This window comes from Streptomyces pristinaespiralis, from assembly GCF_001278075.1.
Taxonomy (GTDB): domain Bacteria; phylum Actinomycetota; class Actinomycetes; order Streptomycetales; family Streptomycetaceae; genus Streptomyces; species Streptomyces pristinaespiralis.
In genome coordinates this window covers 3106875-3123198 of record NZ_CP011340.1, presented here as the reverse complement: position 1 = coordinate 3123198, position 16324 = coordinate 3106875, and the positions used below count along the sequence as shown (strand labels likewise).

The following is a 16324-nucleotide window of genomic DNA, read 5'->3' as shown; positions in this document are numbered from 1 at the left end:
GTCACCCGGCGGCGCCGGCCGCCCGCCCGTCCTCCTGCCCGGTGATCACGGCCGCGACCGTCGTGCCGGGCGGGAAGGCCCCCTCCGCGGCGAGTTCCACGAGTCCGGCGAGCATCTTGGCGACATAGACCCGCTCGACGGGAAGCCCGTGACGTGCGCCGAAGCCTTCCGCGAACGCGTCGAGTCCGGGAGTGGTACGGGCGTACCCGCCGAAGTGGAAGCGCTCGTCGAGGGACCAGTCGCCGGTGGGGCCGCCGAAGGCCTCTTCCTGGAGGTCGCGTACCGCCGCGGCGAGGAACCCGCCCTTGAGCACCGGGAAGCCGAGGGCACGCTGCCCGTCGCCCAGTCCGGCCGCCAGTCCGGCCAGGGTGCCCCCGGTGCCGCAGGCGACGGCCACCACGTCGGCGAGGCCGCGCAGCTCGCGCCCGAGTCCGGCGCAGCCGGCCGCGGCCGGTGCGTTGCTCCCGCCCTCGGGAACCACGTACACGTCGTCCGTCGCCGCCGTCCGGAGGATCCCGGCGAGCGTCCCCGGGTCGTCCTTGGCGCGATAGGTGGCGCGGTCGACGAACAGCAGGCGCATGCCGTCCGCCGCGCACCGGGCCAGGGACGGGTTCAGCGGGCGGGTGGCGAGCTCGTCGCCGCGTACGACGCCGATCGTGCCGAAGCCGAGCAGCCGCCCCGCGGCGGCCGTCGCCCGCAGATGGTTGGAATACGCGCCGCCGAAGGTCAGCACCGGCCGGCCCGCCGCCGCCCGGAGGTTGGGGGCCAGCTTCCGCCACTTGTTGCCCGGCAGATCCGGGTGGATCAGGTCGTCGCGCTTGAGGAGCAGTCGCACGCCGTGCCGGGAGAAGCGCTCGTCCTCGACCTGCTGCAGCGGCGACGGCAGACGGGGCCGCATCGCGGCCACCGGATCGGTCGAGGTCGGTTCGGGCATGAACCCATTCTGGCCGGATGTGTCCACGGGTCCGGCTACTGCCCCGCTCCGCGGTGATCCAGTCACACTCATTTGTGTAATGGCGTACTTACATACCGTACTGGGACGCTTGCTTCGCAGGTCAGGACATGATCGAGAGGGAGTCTCATGACGGTTGGTTCGGTTGGTTCCGTCGGCGAGGGCATTCGCGACCAGGCACCTCAGCAGAGTCTCGGTACCGCTGCCGCACGGAATCTCGCGACCACCACCAAGTCCGTCCCGCAGATGCAGGAGATCACCTCACGGTGGCTGCTGCGCATGCTGCCGTGGGTGCAGGTGCAGGGCGGCACGTACCGGGTGAACCGCCGCCTCAGCTACTCGGTCGGCGACGGGCGGGTGACGTTCGTCCAGACCGGCGACCGCGTCGCCGTGATCCCGGCCGAACTGGGGGAGCTTCCGGCGCTGCGGGACTTCGACGACGAGGCGGCGCTGACGGAGCTGGCTCAGCGGTGCGAGCAGCGGGAGTTCGCTGCGGGCGAGGTGCTGGCGACCGGCGGCCAGGCGGCGGACCGGATCTTCCTGCTGGCGCACGGCCGGGTGGAGAAGGTGGGGGAGGGTCCCTACGGGGACGAGGCGGTCGTCGAAGTCCTCGCCGACGGAGCCTACTTCGGCGACCAGTCGCTGCTGGACCGGGAAGCCGTCTGGCAGTACACGGCCCGCGCCGCGACCGCCTGCACGGTCCTGGTGCTGACGAGGGACGACGTGCTCAACCTGGCGGACCGGGCGGAGTCGCTGCGTTCCCATCTGGCGGATCTGGCGGCGCTTCCCCACCAGCGCACCAACAAGTACGGCGAGGCGGCGATCGACCTGTCGGCCGGCCATGTCGGCGAAGCGGTCGTGCCGCACACCTATGTCGACTACGACGCCGCGCCGCGGGAGTACGAGCTGAGCGTCGCCCAGACGGTGCTCAAGGTGCACAGCCGCGTCGCGGACCTCTACAACCAGCCGATGAACCAGACGGAGCAGCAGTTGCGGCTGACCGTCGAGGCCCTGCGCGAGCGGCAGGAGCACGAGCTCATCAACAACCGTGAGTTCGGCCTCCTCAACAACTGCGACTACGGGCAGCGGCTGCAGCCGCACGACGGTGTGCCGAGCCCGGACGACATGGACGAACTGCTCTCGCGGCGGCGGGGCTCGAAGCTCTTCCTCGCCCATCCGCGCGCCATCGCCGCCTTCGGGCGCGAGTGCAACAGGCGCGGACTGGTGCCCGACAGCGTGGAAGTGGCGGGTCACCATGTGCCCGCCTGGCGCGGCGTGCCGATCTTCCCGTGCAACAAGATCCCGGTCACCGAGGCCCGGACGACGTCGATCATCTGCATGCGTACCGGCGAGGACGAGCAGGGCGTCATCGGGCTCCGGCAGAGCGGCATCCCGGACGAGATCGAGCCGAGCCTGTCGGTCCGGTTCATGGGCATCGACGAGCAGGCGATCATCTCCTACCTGGTCACGGCCTACTACTCGGCGGCCGTGCTCGTCCCGGACGCGCTCGGCGTCCTGGAGAACGTGGAGGTGAGCCGTTGGCGGTGACCTGCCCAGGGACGACGTGACCTTCGGGGGCGCGGAGCTGTCGCCGCGTCCCCGCCCGCGAGGGGAAGCCACCACCGGGAAAGGAACGCCAGTTGACCATGCCGGACACCGTCGACGGCCGAGAGGCCGTCGCCCTCCTCGAACGCACCCGCAGTGCGGTCGACCCCGAACTCCGCTCAGCCATCGCGTCGCTGCCCGGTTCCATGCGCCGGATCGCCATGTACCACTTCGGCTGGGAGCGCTCCGACGGCACCCCGGTCGCCGGTGCCACCGGCAAGGCCGTCAGGCCGGCGCTGGTGCTCGCCGCGTGCCAGGCGCTGGGCGGCGACCCGCGGCAGGCCGTGCGGGCGGCCGCCGCGGTCGAGCTCGCGCACAACTTCACCCTGCTGCACGACGACGTGATCGACGAGGACCCGACCCGCAGGCACCGGCCCACGGCGTGGAGCGTCTTCGGCACCGCCGACGCCATCATCGCCGGGGACGCGATGTCGGCGCTCGCGCTGCGGCTGCTCGCGGAGGACCGGCACCCGGCATCCGGCCCCGCGGCGGTGCGGCTGGCGGCCTGTGTGATCGAGCTGTGCGCGGGCCAGCAGGCCGACTGCGCCTTCGAGGAACGTCCGCCGCTCGAGGTCACCCTCGAGGAGTGCCTCGCCATGGCGACCGCCAAGACCGGGGCCCTGCTCGGCTGCGCCTGCGCCCTCGGCGCGCTGTACGCCGGCGCGGACGAGGAGCAGGCCGCGGCGATGGACGCCTTCGGGAGGGAGGCGGGACTGGCGTTCCAGCTCATCGACGACCTCATCGGGATCTGGGGCGACCCGGAGCAGACGGGCAAACCGGCCGGCGCGGATCTCGCGGCGCACAAGAAGTCGCTCCCGGTGGTCGCCGCGCTGGCCTCCGGCACCGCGGCGGCGGTGGAGCTGGCCGAGTTGTACCGGGGGCCGATGAGCGCGTCGGCGGTCCGCCGCGCCGCCGACGCGGTGGAGCGGGCCGGAGGGCGGGACTGGGCCCAGATGCATGCCGGCGACCGGATGTCCCGGGCGGTCGGCCGGCTGTCCCGGGCCGTCCCGGATCTGACCGCGGCGAGTGATCTGCTCTCCCTGGCCGAATTCGTCACCCGGCGCAACCACTGATCTCCGCAAAGCACTTGCCGCACGACTTCAAGTGAAGCACTATGGCCGAAGTGGTTCGGGCCCCGGTCCGGCCGGGTGCGAGCGCGCCCGGCCGTCGGCGGCCTCTTCGGTATCCGACGACCAGAGGACCGGTTTGCGAAAGCTCAGCTACTTCATCGCCGCATCCATCGACGGCTTCATCGGCGCCCCGGGGGGTGAAGCGGACTTCTTCACGGATCTCGTGGCCGACGACTACCTCGAATACCTCAAGGAGGAGTGCGCCGACACCCTGCCGACCCCGGCCCGCCGCGCCTTCGGTATCGACGATGTGCCGAACAGCAGATACGACACCCTCATACAGGGCCGCGCCAGCTACGACCTGGCGCTGAAGGTCGGGCTCACCAGCCCGTACGCCCATCTGCGTGAGTTCGTGGTGTCGAACAGCCTCCAGGAGTCACCCGACCCGAACGTGCGCATCCTCTCCGGCGACGTGGCCGCCGCGGTCCGGGACCTCAAGAAGGAGGAAGGTCTGGACATCTACCTGTGCGGCGGGGCGAACGTCGCCGGACAGCTGATCGACGAGGTCGACGAACTCGTCATCAAGAGCTACCCCGTCGTGCTCGGTTCCGGCATGCCGATGTTCGCGACCCCCTTCCGCCTGTCGGCCTTCTCGCTGGACTCCGTGCGGGCCTTCGGCAACGGCGTGGTCGTCAGGCAGTACAGCCGGAAGGACTGACCGCGGGGGCGGCCGCGGCGGACCTGTCGCGGCGGACCGGCCGCAGGAGCTGCGCTGTCCGAGCTGCCCATACCGACATATTCTGACTGTATGGGCAGCAAAGGACGTGAAGTACCCCGGACGAGTCACGACCCGCAGCGCCGTCAGACGTGCGCCGCCTGCGGGCAACCGGTGGAATCGGTGGTGAAGCGGCACAAGACACTGGGCACGTACGTCCCGTTGTGGGAGCCGGGTCCCTGCCGCAATCCTGACTGTCCGCTCTACGTCCCCCCGGAGGGCGGAGCGAAGCCGCAGGCGCGGGGAGGGCCGGACCGGCCCGAGGGCCCTGGCCGGCCGGACGAGCCGGGCGGACCCGGTGCGTCCGACGCATCGCCGGCCGGACCGTCCGGAGAGTCGCCCGACGACGCCCCCGGCCGGGAGACCGGCACGTCCTGAGGGGCACCTGGGGCGCGCCCCGCTCGGCCCTACCGCTACAGTCCGCGCATGTCATCGGAGTCTACGGAAGCCTGGGCGGGCTGGTACCGCGACCGGCAGGGCGCGGAATCGGTCACCATATCGGCGAGCGGCGGCCAACTGCGCACATCCATCAGAGGCGTTGTGTACGAGGGGGCCACCTTCGCCGCTCTCAGGGCGGTCGGCGCCTCCCAGGTGCTGGCCTCCTGTGTCCTGGAATGGGACATGCCCCTGCCCGTCCACGCGGACGGCACGGTCCAGCAGGCGACCCTGAGCTGCCTGCTGACACTGGGTGAGCCCACCGGGAAAGAGCCGCCGCTCGACCGGTCGGACCTCAATCTGACACTGCACTACGGCGGTGCGGCATACGAAGCGGGCGTCGGGGACGGGGACTTCGACGACGCGCTCGGCAGGATCCGCCGCCAACTGCCGCCCGGCGCCGAACTCGGCCGGCGCGAACCGGCCCAGGCCTGAGCGCCTTCTACGCGGCAGACACGACAAGGCGCCCCGCCGTGCACTGCGGGGCGCCCCTTCCCGTCGGCAGGCTCCGGTCAGGAAACCTTGGCGATCGCGGCAGCGAGCCCGTTCGCCCAGAGCTGGTTCACCCGGGAGCGTTCCGCCGAGTTCGGGTAGGCGTTCTGGCACGAGGTGCCGGGGCCGCCGCCCGACATCAGCTCGCTGCAGGGACCCGAGTAGTGGTCGGGCAGTCCGAGCACGTGCCCGGTCTCATGGGCGGTGACACGGGTGGAGTTGTACTGCTGGTTCTGCCGGTAGTCCAGGAAGATGTAGCCGCGGCCGTGACCGTCGGTGCTCGCGTACGACCCGCGTGAGTCGTTGCCCTCGTAGTAGGCGAAGTCGGCGCCCGAGCCCTCGACGAGCCGGACATTGCTGACCGAGCCGTTCCAGATCTGGGTGCTGCGCGCTATCTGGGTGCGGAAGGTGGGCGCGTTGCTCGCGTTGTAGACGACGGTCACGGCCTGCGCGCCCGGGTTCGCCGCGCGCTTCTGGGCGACCGACCTGACCACGGCGTCGAAGAAGGCCCTGGTCGCCTTCGCGTCCTCCGCGGAGCCCTCGTACGCGGCGTACGAGGTGGAGGAGGATGTCACCGCGGCCGCAGGGGAGTTGGCGGCGGTGGCGGGCACGGTGCCGAGGACGGCGGCGAGGCCGAGACCGACGACGGCGGAGAACAACGTTCTGGTGTGACGCATGGGGGGCTCCTACTGGTCCGTTGAACGACGTTCGGTAGCCGAAGTGTCGGGGAGGCGCACCGCCGCGCGGATGATGCCAGGGGGCGATAGCGCGGGCGCATCACCCACTCCCGAGCAGCCTGTCCCGATCCGCCCGTCCTGCCCCGACTACGGTGTCTGGTGTGGCAGTTGGTGCAGCCCTACGCTCGGGAGCATGGAGCTCGAGGTGAGGCACCTGCGTGCGCTGTGCGCCATAGCCGACACCGGCAGCCTGCACAAAGCCGCCCGGCAGCTCGGTGTCAGCCAGCCGTCCCTGACGACGCAACTGCGCCGTATCGAGAACTTTCTGGGCGCGGCCCTCTTCTCGCGGGAGCGCACCGGCTGCCGGCCGACGCCGCTCGGCCGTTCCGTACTGAGCCGGGCCCGGCCCCTCGTCGCGGAGATGGGCGCGCTCGTCGTGGAGGCGAAGGCGGCCGCGGCCGGTGAGGGCGGTCCGCTGCTGCGCATCGGGTCGACCGCCAGCCGGGCGCTCGCCGGCTGGCTGCGCCGCCTGCGCGACCGGCTGACCGGCACCGACATCTCGCTCCACATGGACGTGTCCGCCAACGCCCTGCTGCGGATGGTCGCCGCAGGCCAGCTCGACGTCGCCTTCGTGCACGAGGTGGAGGGGTGCCCGTTACTGGTCCCGGACGGACTGTGCGCGCGTGTACTCGTGGACCGGGAGCCCCAGTTCGTCTCCCTGGCACGCGACCACCCCGCCGCGGCGGCCCCGGTCGTTGACCTGGCCGATCTCGCCCATGACCGCTGGATGGTCGACCCGACGGTGGACGGGGAGTGGGACGGGCTGCGGCGGGTACTGGGCGCGGCCGGTATCGACCCGCCCGTCCTGCACGGCGACTACCACACGGCCGCCTCCCTGATCGCGGTCGGCGAGGTCGTCGCCCCCTGCCAGCCGACCTCCATGCCCCGCGAGGACATGGCCGTCCGCCCGCTCCGCGGCGACCCGCTCGCGGTCCGCCTCCTGCTCTTCTCCAGACCCGGGCCCTCCGGCGAGCTGTACGAGTCGGTGTACGCCGACCTGACCGCCGCCTACCGCGAGGCGGCCCTGCGCGCAGCCGCCTACCGGCAATGGCTGCTGCGCCACAAGAGCCCGCTCCTGGCCCAGGCCGAACCGGCCCCTCTGCCGGCGGCCTGACGCCGCACCCGCACCCGCGCCCGCCTCCGTATCCGCCCCGGCACGGCCATCAGTTCCCCTGCGGCGGCGGGCACTTCCCGGACCGGGCGTAGAGGGTCACCTGGGCGCCCTTCACCCGGGTGCGGGAGCACTCGAGGAAGTGGGTGCGCAGGACTTCGCGTTTGACCGCCTCCTGCGGCACCGCGTCCTCCGGCTGGCCCGGTGGGTCGCTCAGCACCACGATCCGGTCCATGGACAGCATGCGGGCGCGGATCCGGGCAGGGGGGAGCTCCTCGCCCTGGAGCGACGCGGAGGCCCGCGGGGTGCGCCCGAGCGCGAGGTCGAGCAGTCCGCCGTACTCGTCGGGGTACGAGAGCCGCCACTCGCGCCGGCGCGAGGGCGCGAAGACGACCCCGTCGCCGGGCGCGGACACGCGCCGGACCTCCTCGGCGACGGCCGTCACGTCGTCCTTCCTGCTGTCGGGCGTCCGCATCTGCAGCGTCACCGGGGTGAGCGCGAGCACGGCCACGAGCGCCGCCGCGCCCACGGCCGTGATGCGGGGAAGCCGGGCGCGCAGCGGCCCACGGCGGGAGACGGCCGTGACGAGCGCGCTCAGCGAGGTGCCGATGAGCAGCGCGAGCCCCACGTCGGTGAACAGGACGTAGCGGTCGACGTACATGGGCTCATGGACCGCGGCGAGCAGCAGCAGAGCCGTCGGAGCGAGCGTCAGGGGCAGGGCCAGCCGGGGGAGGAGCGCCGGCCGGGTACCGGCCGCCCGGTACCGGGCGCACAGGACGGCGACCAGGGCCACGCCGGCGATCTCGAACCACTCTCTCGGCTCGGGGCCGCCGATCCACGACACCTGACCGGACTGCCCCGCGCTGAGCACGGCCAGAGGAACCAGACAGACGGCGGCCGTCCCGGCCGCCAGCGCCCATGCACGCCGGACGTGCCGGTCCGTACGCGAGAGGAACACGGTCACCCCGTGGGCCACCAGCGCCAGCACGGCGAACTCGTGCAGCCAGCACGCGAGGAGAACGGCGAGCGTGTACCCGGCCCAGAGGCGCCGCCCGGCCGGTCCGGTCAGGGAACGGACCAGCAGGTGGGTGGCGAGGGCGACGAGAGCGCAGACCATCGCGTAGGAACGCCCCTCCTGGGCGTACATCTGCACTTCCGGGGTGAGCGTGAACACCAGACCGCTCAGCACCCCCGCCCGTCGCCCGGCGAGCCGGTACGCCGTCAGCCCCACCAGGCCGGCGGCCGCCGACACGGCCAGCACGGAGGGCAGCCGAAGCGTGACCAGCCCTCCTTCCCAGACCGAGAAGAGGGCGTGCATGAGGAAGTAGTAGAGGCCGTGCACGGCGTCCGCGTTGCCGAGCAGCGCCCAGATCTCGGACGGGCTGCGGTGGGCGACCTGGTACGTCACGGACTCGTCGCGCCACATCGTTCCCTGGCGGGTGATGCCCCACAGTCCGAGGGCCAGTGCCGACGCGGCGGGGACGAGGAGGCACTGCACCCTCCCTGCCGTCCCCCGGACAGGATTCGCCGCCGGACCGCGCGGCGCGGCCACCACCGGCACCTCCCCGGCCGCCGCCTGCTCACGAATCTCGATGGTTCCCTCCCCCTCCATCACACAGCGCAGGCTAGCGGCCGGCCGCCGGGCCGCGTGGCGGATCCCGGTCCGCCGGACTCGGCTCCGAGTCCTCGTGAGCGGGCGCGGGGACCGGTCCGGGGCGGTCTCCTGGGTATAACCAAGGCGCGGACGGAGTGTTGTCGGCATCGTGGTGGTGCTGTCGGACGCCTGGGACGAGGGGGAGCGAAATGGAGCGGTTCGGTAGGTGGCTGCTTGCGGCAGTGACGACGTTGGCCGTCTTCGTGCTGATCACATGGGCCTGCGGAGCCTTGGTGCTGCCCCTGCTGCTGGACGATCCGGCCGTTCGCTGGGGCATCGCCTCCGCCCTGGGCGCCGCTGTGGCGGCGGTGGCCGCTTCCTGGGGCGCTTCCGTCGCGACCCGTACGCCACAGCAGGATCCGGCCGAGGCTCCGGTGCGAGCGGAGGGCCCGCGCTCCGTCGCCGTGGGCGGCGGCAACTCCGGGGTCATCGCCACAGGTGACGGCCCCCGGCCGACACCGCCCCCGGAGCGCGCACCCGCGGCGCCGGCACCCCCGTCGGCACACACGGTGTCCGCGTCCGGGGAGCGGTCGATCGCCCTCGGCGGCGACAACACCGGCACCGTCTCCACCGGGGATCAGCCGAATGGGACACCCCGGTGACGCCACGCTCCAGCGGGCCGCGGCAGCAGCCCGGACCAGGCACACCGGGCGGTGGGGCCCAAGCGTTCGGGCCCCGTTCCGTCGCCATCGGAGGAGACAATTACGGGCCCGTGCTGACCGGCGACGGTGCCCGGGTCGTGCAGCTGCAGCCCGGTGGCCTGCGGCCGGCGGCCGAAGTGCCCGCCCCCGCCGGGCTGCACAACCTGCCCCTGCGGCCGGGCCCGTTCATCGGCCGCTCCGGTGAGCTCGACCGGCTGGACGCCGTCTCCCGCGGTCCGGGCGGTGTCGTGGTCCAGGCCCTGCACGGACTCGGCGGGGTCGGAAAGAGCACCCTCGCCTCGTACTGGGCCGCAACCAGAGCCGACGGCTTCGCGCCGATCTGGTGGATCACTGCGGACAGTCCCTCCGCCGTACAGCACGGCCTGGCCGCTTTCGCGGTCGCCCTGGAGGCGGAACTGAGCGTACTGCTCTCCCCTCCGGCACTGGCGGAACGCGCCCTGCAGTGGCTGACCTGCCACACGGACTGGCTGATCGTCCTGGACAACGTCATCGACCCTGCCGACGTGGCACCGGTGCTCGCTCGCACGGCGAGTCACGGGCGTTTCCTGATCACCAGCCGTCTCGCCACCACCTGGCAACACGTCACCACGGTGCTGCGCCTGGACGTTCTGGCCGAGGACGAGGCCCTGGACCTGCTCACCCGCACGGTCGCCGCTCCCGGACGGGACCTGGACGGCGCCGCCGACCTGTGCGCACGACTCGGTCACCTGCCGCTGGCCGTCGAACAGGCAGCCGCCTACCTCGCCCAGAACCCGCTCCTCACGCCCCGTGCCTACCTGGACCTGATGGACCGGTACCCGGCCGGCATGTACGCCCACGGCGCCGTCGGCATCGAGGACCGGCGCACCCTCGCCCGGGTCTGGCGGCCGACACTGGACAGGATTGCCGGCAGCCTGCCGACGGCCGCCGACGTGCTCAGGGTTCTGGCCTGGTACGCCCCTGATCGGATCCCTGTCACCCTCCTGGAGGGGCTGGCCGATCCGCCCGCCCTGTCCCATGCGATCGGCCTGCTCACCGCCTACAGCATGGTCACGGCGGACGCTTCCACAGGCACCGTGTCGATCCACCGGCTGGTCCAGGCGCTCGCCCGTACGCCCGATCCCGACGACCCGCACCGCACCCCTGAACTGATCGCGCAGGCGCGTGACCGAGCCACCGCGCACCTGCGCGACCTGACGTCCGGTCAGTCCGCCGAGCCGGACTGGTCCGTCCTTCTCCCACACGTCGAAGCTCTTCTGGACCACGCCCCCGCGCACACGGATACGGCGACCACGGCCGAACTGCTGGAACTGACCGGGCTCTTCTTCACCGGGCTGAACTGGAGCGAGATCCGCCGCTCCGTCGGGTTCTTCCGGCGCGCCCTGGCCACCCTGGAGCGGCTGTTCGGTCCCGGCCATCCCGCCACCCTGACCGCCCGGGACCGTCTCGCCGACGCGTACGTGCGGACGAGGGACACCGAGCAGGCGGTCTCCCTGTGGGAGGACGCCCTCGCCACCCTGGAGCGGCTGCTCGGTCCCGGCCATCCCACCACCCTGACCACCCGCGAGCACCTCGCCGACGCACAATGCCGGGCGGGTGGCACGGGGGGCGCGATCTCGCGCGAGCAGGCCCTCGCCGCCCTGGAGAGCATGCTCGGCCCCGACCGTCCCGGCACTCTGACCGCCGGTGACCACCTGGCTCTCGCGTACTTCCGGACGGAAGAGACGGGCTTCGGAGAAGGGGACATGAGGCGGGCGGTCCCGGTGTGGGAGCAGGCTGCCGCCGCGCTGGAACGGCTGCTCGGGCCCGACCATCCGACCACCCTGAGCACCCGTCACCGTCTCGCCCTCGCATACTCCCGGGCCGGGGACCGGGGGAAGGCCATCCCGGTGTACGAGCAGACCGTCGCGGCCATGGAGCGGGTCCTCGGCGCCGAGCATCCATCCACGCTGACCGCCCGCCTTCACCTCAACACCGCATACGGAAACGCCCACGAGCCCGGCACGAGGGCGGTCTCCCGTCTCGAGCAGGCGCTCGCCGACTCGGAACGGCAACACGGCCCCCACGGCCTTCTGGCCCGCCCCAGCCGTAACCGGCTCATCCGGGCCTACCGGGCAGCAGGGGACTTCGGGCGGGCGATTCCGCTGCTCGAGCGGGAGATCGCCATCTCGAAGGCTCAGCAGGAACACGGGTGGATCGATACCGAGGGCGACGACATCCCGGGCTACTGCATCGAACTGGCGCGTGCCCACCGGGAGGCGGGCGATCCAAGGCGAGCGATCCGGATCCTCGTGCAGGAACTCGCCGAGCTGGCATACCTACCCGGCCTCGGCCACGCACACGACTCCGACGCCGTCCCGGCCTTTCGCCGCCTGCTCGACCGTGCCCTGCACGAGCACGACGAGGAGGAGGCCGGCCGTCTGGCCGACCGCGCCGTCGCCATGCTGGGGGCGGGACTCGACCGCCGATGGCGGCCGCTCCTGCGGGACGACGGGCGACGCTGAGCCGACCGCGTCGTCCGGGCCGCCCCACGCCCGCGGATCCACACGCAGCCGTGACTCGGAAAAAGACCGCACCCGGCCCGCGATGGACGCCTTGCTCGGCGGCCTGCGGACCGGGTGCGGACGGGAGGACCGAGCGACCGGGGAGGCCGCGGGTCGGAAGGCGTGACCTGGGGTCAGGCCTTCTTGGTCTCCGCGAAGATGTCGCTGATCCGCGCGATGAGGTCGAGGGCCTTCTGGCCGGTCGCCGGGTCCGTGGACGCCTTGGCGGCGGAGAGCGCCTTCAGGGTGTCGTTGATGAGCTGGTGCAGCTCCGGGTACTTCTCGAAGTGCGGCGGCTTGAAGTAGTCGCTCCAGAGCACCGAGACGTGGTGCTTGGCGAGCTCCGCGCGCTGCTCCTTGATGACCGTGGCGCGGGCGCGGAAGTGCGGGTCCTCGTTGGCCTGGTACTTCTCCTGGACGGCCTTGACCGACTCCGCCTCGATGCGGGCCTGGGCCGGGTCGTAGACACCGCAAGGCAGGTCGCAGTGGGCGCTGACCTTCACCTTGGGGGCAAACAGGCGGGAGAGCATTGAGCTGTCCTTCCTCGTGATCGTCTTCTCAGGTGGGACATTACTCCGTGAGGGACCCGTTTCGGCGGGTGCCCCCTTGGGCTTAGGTCAAAAGTCCGGTGTCGGTGCCGGACCGGTGGCCGAACATACAGTGGGAGTCGGAGGTGGCTGATGACTGAACAGGGGCGGGAGCCGAGGGCCCGGTTCGGGGTCGCCGAGGTGACCGGGCCGTCGATGGTTCCGACACTGCTGCACGGGGACCAGCTGCTGGTCGACTACCGTGCCTCGCTGCGCGTCGGCGACGTCGCGGTGCTCCGCCATCCGCTGCAGCAGGATCTCCTCATCGTCAAGCGGCTGGCCGAACGGCGCGACGGGGGCTGGTGGGTGCTCGGCGACAACCCCGGCGCCGACGGCGACAGCCGTGTCTTCGGAGTGGTGCCGCCCGAGCTGCTGCTCGGCCGGGTGCGCAGCCGCTTCCGTCCGCTCGCCCAGGATCAGCGGTCCGTGACGGGTGTCGTCTCCTGGCTGGTCTCCGCGGTGCGGCCGGTGGGCCCGGACCGCTCGCTCTCCAGACGCTTGCGCGCCCGGTAGGCGGCCACGTTGGCGCGCGTCGCGCAGCGGTCGGAGCAGTAGCGGCGCGAGCGGTTGGTGGACGTGTCCAGGTAGGCGTTGCGGCAGGGCGCGGCCTGGCAGAGCCCGAGGCGGTCGACGCCGTACTCGGTCAGGTGGAACGCCAGTCCCATCGCGGCGATGGCGGCGTAGCCCGCGGTCGCGTTCGAGGGGTGATCGGCGAGGTGCATGTGCCACTTGGGGCGGCCGTCCTCGTCCCGGTGGTCGTGCCCGGAGATCTGCGGGCTGACGGGGAACTCCAGCAGCAGGGAGTTGAGCAGGTCGACGGCCTGGGTCTCCTCACCCGCGTCGGCCGCGGCGAAGACGGCGCGCAGCCGGCCCCGGACGGACCGGAAGCGCGTGACGTCCGAGTCGGTCGCGCGGCGGGCGGCCTGGGACGACGCGCCGAAGAGCTCACGGACGGCCTCGACCGAGGTGAGGGAGTCCTTGTTGCGAGCCGGCTCCTCGGTGTTGACCAGCCTGACGGCGTAGTCCGAGTAATAGGCCAGTTCCACTTGTAGTCCTTACAGCGGCGTTCTAGGGTGAAGGTAACGGCTGCTTATCAATCGAGGGTATTACGGACGGGAGGCTTCCGGTGGGCGAGGCGGACAAGGGCACGGCGGTGGGCACCGACTGGCGGGCCTGGCAGGAGAGCTGGGACCGGCAGCAGGAGTGGTACATGCCCGACCGTGAGGAGCGGTTCCGGGTGATGCTGGACATGGTCGAGGCCACGGTCGGCACGCGGCCGAGGGTCCTCGACCTCGCGTGCGGTACGGGCAGTATCACGGACCGGCTCCTGGCGCGGTTCCCGGAGGCCACCAGCACCGGGGTAGACCTCGACCCCGCGCTGCTGACCATCGCCCGGGGCCACTTCGCGGGCGACGAGCGCGTCACCTTCGTCACCGCCGACCTCAAGGACCCCGCCTGGACGAAGGTCCTGCCGCACACCTCGTACGACGCGGTGCTCACCGCCACCGCGCTGCACTGGCTCCACAGCGAACCGCTCGCCGCGCTCTACCGGCAGATCGGTCCCCTCGTCCGCGACGGCGGGGTCTTCATGAACGCCGACCACATGAAGGACGGATCCACACCACGGATCAACGCCGCGGAGCGCGCGCACCGGCACGCGGGCATGGAACGGGCCAGGGAGGCCGGCGCCCTCGACTGGGCCGACTGGTGGGCGCTCGCCGCCGAGGACCCGGTCCTCGCCGGGCCCACCGCCGAGCGGTTCCGTATCTACGGCGAGCACGCCGACGGTGACACCCCCTCCGCCCAGTGGCACGCCGAGGCCCTGCGTGCGGCGGGCTTCGCCGAGGCGCGCCCGGTGTGGGCGTCGCCGTCGGACGCTCTGGTGCTCGCCCTGAAGTAGCGGGGCGAACGCGCAGGGGCGGTACGGACCACCGGGTCCGTACCGCCCCTTGCCGCTGCGTTCAGAGCACCTTCGACAGGAAGGACTTCGTCCGCTCGTGCTGCGGGTTGCCGAGCACGTCACGCGGGTGGCCGGCCTCGACGACCACGCCGTCGTCCATGAAGACGAGCGCGTCGCCGACCTCACGGGCGAAGCCCATCTCGTGGGTCACGACGATCATCGTCATGCCGTCCTCCGCGAGGCCGCGCATCACGTCGAGGACCTCGCCCACGAGCTCGGGGTCGAGGGCCGACGTCGGCTCGTCGAAGAGCATCAGCTTCGGCTCCATCGCGAGCGCACGGGCGATCGCGACGCGCTGCTGCTGGCCGCCGGAGAGCTGGGACGGGTAGTTCTTGGCCTTGTCGGCCAGCCCCACCCGGTCCAGCAGCTTCAGCGCACGCTCGCGGGCCACGGCCTTCGACTCGCCCTTGACCTGGACCGGGGCCTCCATGACGTTCGCGAGCGCCGTCATGTGAGGGAAGAGGTTGAAGCGCTGGAAGACCATGCCGATGTCCCTGCGCTGCGCCGCGACCTCCCTCTCCTTCAGCTCGTAGAGCTTGTCGCCCTTCTCGCGGTAGCCCACCAGGCGACCGTCGACCGAGAGCCGGCCGCCGTTGATCTTCTCCAGGTGGTTGATGCACCGCAGGAAGGTCGACTTGCCGGAGCCGGACGGACCCACCAGACAGAACACCTCGCGGGGGGCGACCTCCAGGTCGATGCCCTTGAGGACCTTCACATGGCCGAACGACTTGTGGACGTTCTCGGCCTTCACCATCGGCTGCGTCGACTGGGAACTCATACCTTCACGCCTCCGACGTTGCTCTGCACACGGAACGAGGACAACTGCTTCCGCAGCCGCTGGAGCGGCGTGGGCGGCAGCGAACGGCTCGAACCGCGGGCGTAATACCGCTCCAGGTAGTACTGGCCGATGCTGAACACGGTGGTCAGCGCCAGGTACCAGAGCGAGATCACGATGTAGCCCTCCATGATCGCGAGCGTCCGGGAGCCGAATTCACGGCCCCGCAGGAACAGCTCGCCGTAACCGATGGCGAACGCCAGCGAGGAGGTCTTCAGCATGTTGATGAACTCGTTGCCCGTGGGCGGAATGATCACCCGCATGGCCTGCGGCAGCACGATGCGGCGCATCGTCCTGCCGCCCTTCATGCCGAGCGCGTGTGCCGCCTCCGTCTGACCCGAGTCGACCGACTGGATGCCGGCCCGGCAGATCTCGGCCATGTACGCCGCCTCGTTCAGGCCGAGGGCCAGCAGCGCCGCCACGAAGGGCGTCATGACCTGGTTCATCTCGTCCCGGTAGATGAAACCGAGGTCGAGGTACTGGAACACCAGCGAGAGGTTGAACCACAGCAGGATCTGCACCAGCACCGGAGTGCCGCGGAAGAACCAGATGTAGCCCCACGCCACGGAGGAGAGCACCGGGTTCGGCGAGAGACGCATCACCGCGAGGATCGCGCCGAGGACCACGCCGATCACCATCGAGTAGACGGTGATCTTCAGGGTTTCCCAGGCGCCCCGGGCGAACGTGCCGTTGGTGATCTGGTCACCGACCACGCTCCACTGGATCTGAGCGTCCGCGAAGGCCCGTACCAGCAGGGCGAGGAGCCCCAGGACCACGACGGCACTGATCCAGCGCCCGTAGTGACGCACGGGGACGGCCTTGATGTGCCCGGCGGGTGCGCTGGAGGCCTTGTGGGGGGAGGCGTCCCGGCCGCCGCCCGGAGGGACGTCGGCCGGCGACTTGTCGAGGGGGTCAGTCACAGGGTTG

General features: G+C 71.5%; 16 protein-coding genes. 9 read left to right on the top strand and 7 right to left on the bottom strand.

The genetic code is table 11. The features are described 5' to 3' along the window. Position 1: 1 nt before the first annotated feature. Complete coding sequence (locus tag SPRI_RS12900) at positions 2 to 934, bottom strand: 1-aminocyclopropane-1-carboxylate deaminase/D-cysteine desulfhydrase (RefSeq protein WP_005312075.1); 933 nt, start codon at positions 932 to 934, stop codon at positions 2 to 4. Positions 935 to 1081: 147 nt separating this feature from the next. On the opposite strand from SPRI_RS12900, the gene SPRI_RS12895 reads away from it, so the two are divergent. The 4 genes from SPRI_RS12895 (at position 1082) to SPRI_RS12880 (ending at position 5272) form a co-directional block, all read left to right on the top strand. Then, entirely contained in the window at positions 1082 to 2500 is a 1419-nt protein-coding gene (locus tag SPRI_RS12895) for a family 2B encapsulin nanocompartment shell protein (RefSeq protein ID WP_005312072.1), read from the top strand. Positions 2501 to 2598: 98 nt separating this feature from the next. Further along, positions 2599 to 3630 carry a family 2 encapsulin nanocompartment cargo protein polyprenyl transferase gene (locus tag SPRI_RS12890; protein WP_037773776.1) on the top strand — a complete coding sequence of 344 codons (1032 nt, stop codon included), beginning with the start codon at positions 2599 to 2601 and terminating at the stop codon, positions 3628 to 3630. Between the two features lie 133 nt (positions 3631 to 3763). Continuing rightward, the gene (locus SPRI_RS12885; RefSeq protein WP_005312069.1) at positions 3764 to 4345 is read left to right on the top strand and encodes a dihydrofolate reductase family protein; all 582 of its coding nucleotides are present in this window, start codon (positions 3764 to 3766) and stop codon (positions 4343 to 4345) included. Positions 4346 to 4828: 483 nt separating this feature from the next. Further along, on the top strand, positions 4829 to 5272 hold the full coding sequence (locus SPRI_RS12880; protein ID WP_005312065.1) for a DUF6304 family protein: 444 nt from the start codon (positions 4829 to 4831) through the stop codon (positions 5270 to 5272). A gap of 77 nt (positions 5273 to 5349) precedes the next feature. On the opposite strand, the gene snpA is transcribed toward SPRI_RS12880, so the two are convergent. Beyond that, positions 5350 to 6006, bottom strand: a complete 657-nt coding sequence (snpA, locus tag SPRI_RS12875; protein WP_005312063.1) for a snapalysin — start codon at positions 6004 to 6006, stop codon at positions 5350 to 5352. Positions 6007 to 6199: 193 nt separating this feature from the next. Here snpA and SPRI_RS12870 point away from each other — a divergent pair, with 193 nt between their 5' ends. Further along, positions 6200 to 7180, top strand: coding sequence for a LysR family transcriptional regulator (locus SPRI_RS12870; RefSeq protein WP_037773774.1), 981 nt, complete (start codon positions 6200 to 6202; stop codon positions 7178 to 7180). Between the two features lie 49 nt (positions 7181 to 7229). Here the strand turns inward: SPRI_RS12870 and SPRI_RS12865 are convergent, their stop codons facing one another. Then, positions 7230 to 8789 (bottom strand): glycosyltransferase family 39 protein, encoded by a 1560-nt coding sequence (locus SPRI_RS12865; RefSeq protein ID WP_005312060.1) that lies wholly within the window; start codon positions 8787 to 8789, stop codon positions 7230 to 7232. A 224-nt stretch (positions 8790 to 9013) separates the two neighbouring features. Here SPRI_RS12865 and SPRI_RS12860 point away from each other — a divergent pair, with 224 nt between their 5' ends. Both SPRI_RS12860 and SPRI_RS12855 read left to right on the top strand, forming a co-directional pair. Then, positions 9014 to 9433: a hypothetical protein gene (locus SPRI_RS12860; protein ID WP_050791482.1), complete on the top strand. Its 420-nt coding sequence runs from the start codon at positions 9014 to 9016 to the stop codon at positions 9431 to 9433. A gap of 137 nt (positions 9434 to 9570) precedes the next feature. Continuing rightward, positions 9571 to 11976 carry a tetratricopeptide repeat protein gene (locus tag SPRI_RS12855; RefSeq protein ID WP_158685158.1) on the top strand — a complete coding sequence of 802 codons (2406 nt, stop codon included), beginning with the start codon at positions 9571 to 9573 and terminating at the stop codon, positions 11974 to 11976. 173 nt (positions 11977 to 12149) lie between these two features. On the opposite strand, the gene sodN is transcribed toward SPRI_RS12855, so the two are convergent. Beyond that, positions 12150 to 12545 carry a superoxide dismutase, Ni gene (gene sodN, locus SPRI_RS12850; RefSeq protein WP_005312056.1) on the bottom strand — a complete coding sequence of 132 codons (396 nt, stop codon included), beginning with the start codon at positions 12543 to 12545 and terminating at the stop codon, positions 12150 to 12152. Between the two features lie 150 nt (positions 12546 to 12695). Between sodN and sodX the strand changes: the two genes are divergently transcribed. Then, entirely contained in the window at positions 12696 to 13115 is a 420-nt protein-coding gene (gene sodX, locus SPRI_RS37075) for a nickel-type superoxide dismutase maturation protease (protein ID WP_005312055.1), read from the top strand. Here the strand turns inward: sodX and SPRI_RS12845 are convergent. Beyond that, entirely contained in the window at positions 13019 to 13648 is a 630-nt protein-coding gene (locus tag SPRI_RS12845) for a CGNR zinc finger domain-containing protein (protein ID WP_005312054.1), read from the bottom strand. The genes sodX and SPRI_RS12845 overlap by 97 nt on opposite strands. A 164-nt stretch (positions 13649 to 13812) precedes the next feature. On the opposite strand from SPRI_RS12845, the gene SPRI_RS12840 reads away from it, so the two are divergent. Beyond that, positions 13813 to 14502 (top strand): class I SAM-dependent methyltransferase, encoded by a 690-nt coding sequence (locus SPRI_RS12840; RefSeq protein ID WP_078535482.1) that lies wholly within the window; start codon positions 13813 to 13815, stop codon positions 14500 to 14502. 61 nt (positions 14503 to 14563) lie between these two features. Here SPRI_RS12840 and SPRI_RS12835 read toward each other — a convergent pair whose 3' ends face one another. Together SPRI_RS12835 and SPRI_RS12830 are read right to left on the bottom strand one after the other, a co-directional pair. After that, the gene (locus SPRI_RS12835) at positions 14564 to 15316 is read right to left on the bottom strand and encodes an amino acid ABC transporter ATP-binding protein (protein WP_037773771.1); all 753 of its coding nucleotides are present in this window, start codon (positions 15314 to 15316) and stop codon (positions 14564 to 14566) included. Between the two features lie 20 nt (positions 15317 to 15336). After that, on the bottom strand, positions 15337 to 16317 hold the full coding sequence (locus SPRI_RS12830; protein WP_005312051.1) for an amino acid ABC transporter permease: 981 nt from the start codon (positions 16315 to 16317) through the stop codon (positions 15337 to 15339). Between the last annotated feature and the right edge of the window lie 7 nt (positions 16318 to 16324).

Bases quoted from the DNA above. Each gene is read 5' to 3' on its own strand.
- SPRI_RS12900 (WP_005312075.1), bottom strand. From the start codon at position 934: ATGCCCGAACCGACCTCGACCGATCCGGTGGCCGCGATGCGGCCCCGT.
- SPRI_RS12895 (WP_005312072.1), top strand. From the start codon at position 1,082: ATGACGGTTGGTTCGGTTGGTTCCGTCGGCGAGGGCATTCGCGACCAG.
- SPRI_RS12890 (WP_037773776.1), top strand. From the start codon at position 2,599: ATGCCGGACACCGTCGACGGCCGAGAGGCCGTCGCCCTCCTCGAACGC.
- SPRI_RS12880 (WP_005312065.1), top strand. From the start codon at position 4,829: ATGTCATCGGAGTCTACGGAAGCCTGGGCGGGCTGGTACCGCGACCGG.
- snpA (WP_005312063.1), bottom strand. From the start codon at position 6,006: ATGCGTCACACCAGAACGTTGTTCTCCGCCGTCGTCGGTCTCGGCCTC.
- SPRI_RS12870 (WP_037773774.1), top strand. From the start codon at position 6,200: ATGGAGCTCGAGGTGAGGCACCTGCGTGCGCTGTGCGCCATAGCCGAC.
- SPRI_RS12865 (WP_005312060.1), bottom strand. From the start codon at position 8,789: ATGGAGGGGGAGGGAACCATCGAGATTCGTGAGCAGGCGGCGGCCGGG.
- sodN (WP_005312056.1), bottom strand. From the start codon at position 12,545: ATGCTCTCCCGCCTGTTTGCCCCCAAGGTGAAGGTCAGCGCCCACTGC.
- sodX (WP_005312055.1), top strand. From the start codon at position 12,696: ATGACTGAACAGGGGCGGGAGCCGAGGGCCCGGTTCGGGGTCGCCGAG.
- SPRI_RS12840 (WP_078535482.1), top strand. From the start codon at position 13,813: ATGCCCGACCGTGAGGAGCGGTTCCGGGTGATGCTGGACATGGTCGAG.
- SPRI_RS12835 (WP_037773771.1), bottom strand. From the start codon at position 15,316: ATGGTGAAGGCCGAGAACGTCCACAAGTCGTTCGGCCATGTGAAGGTC.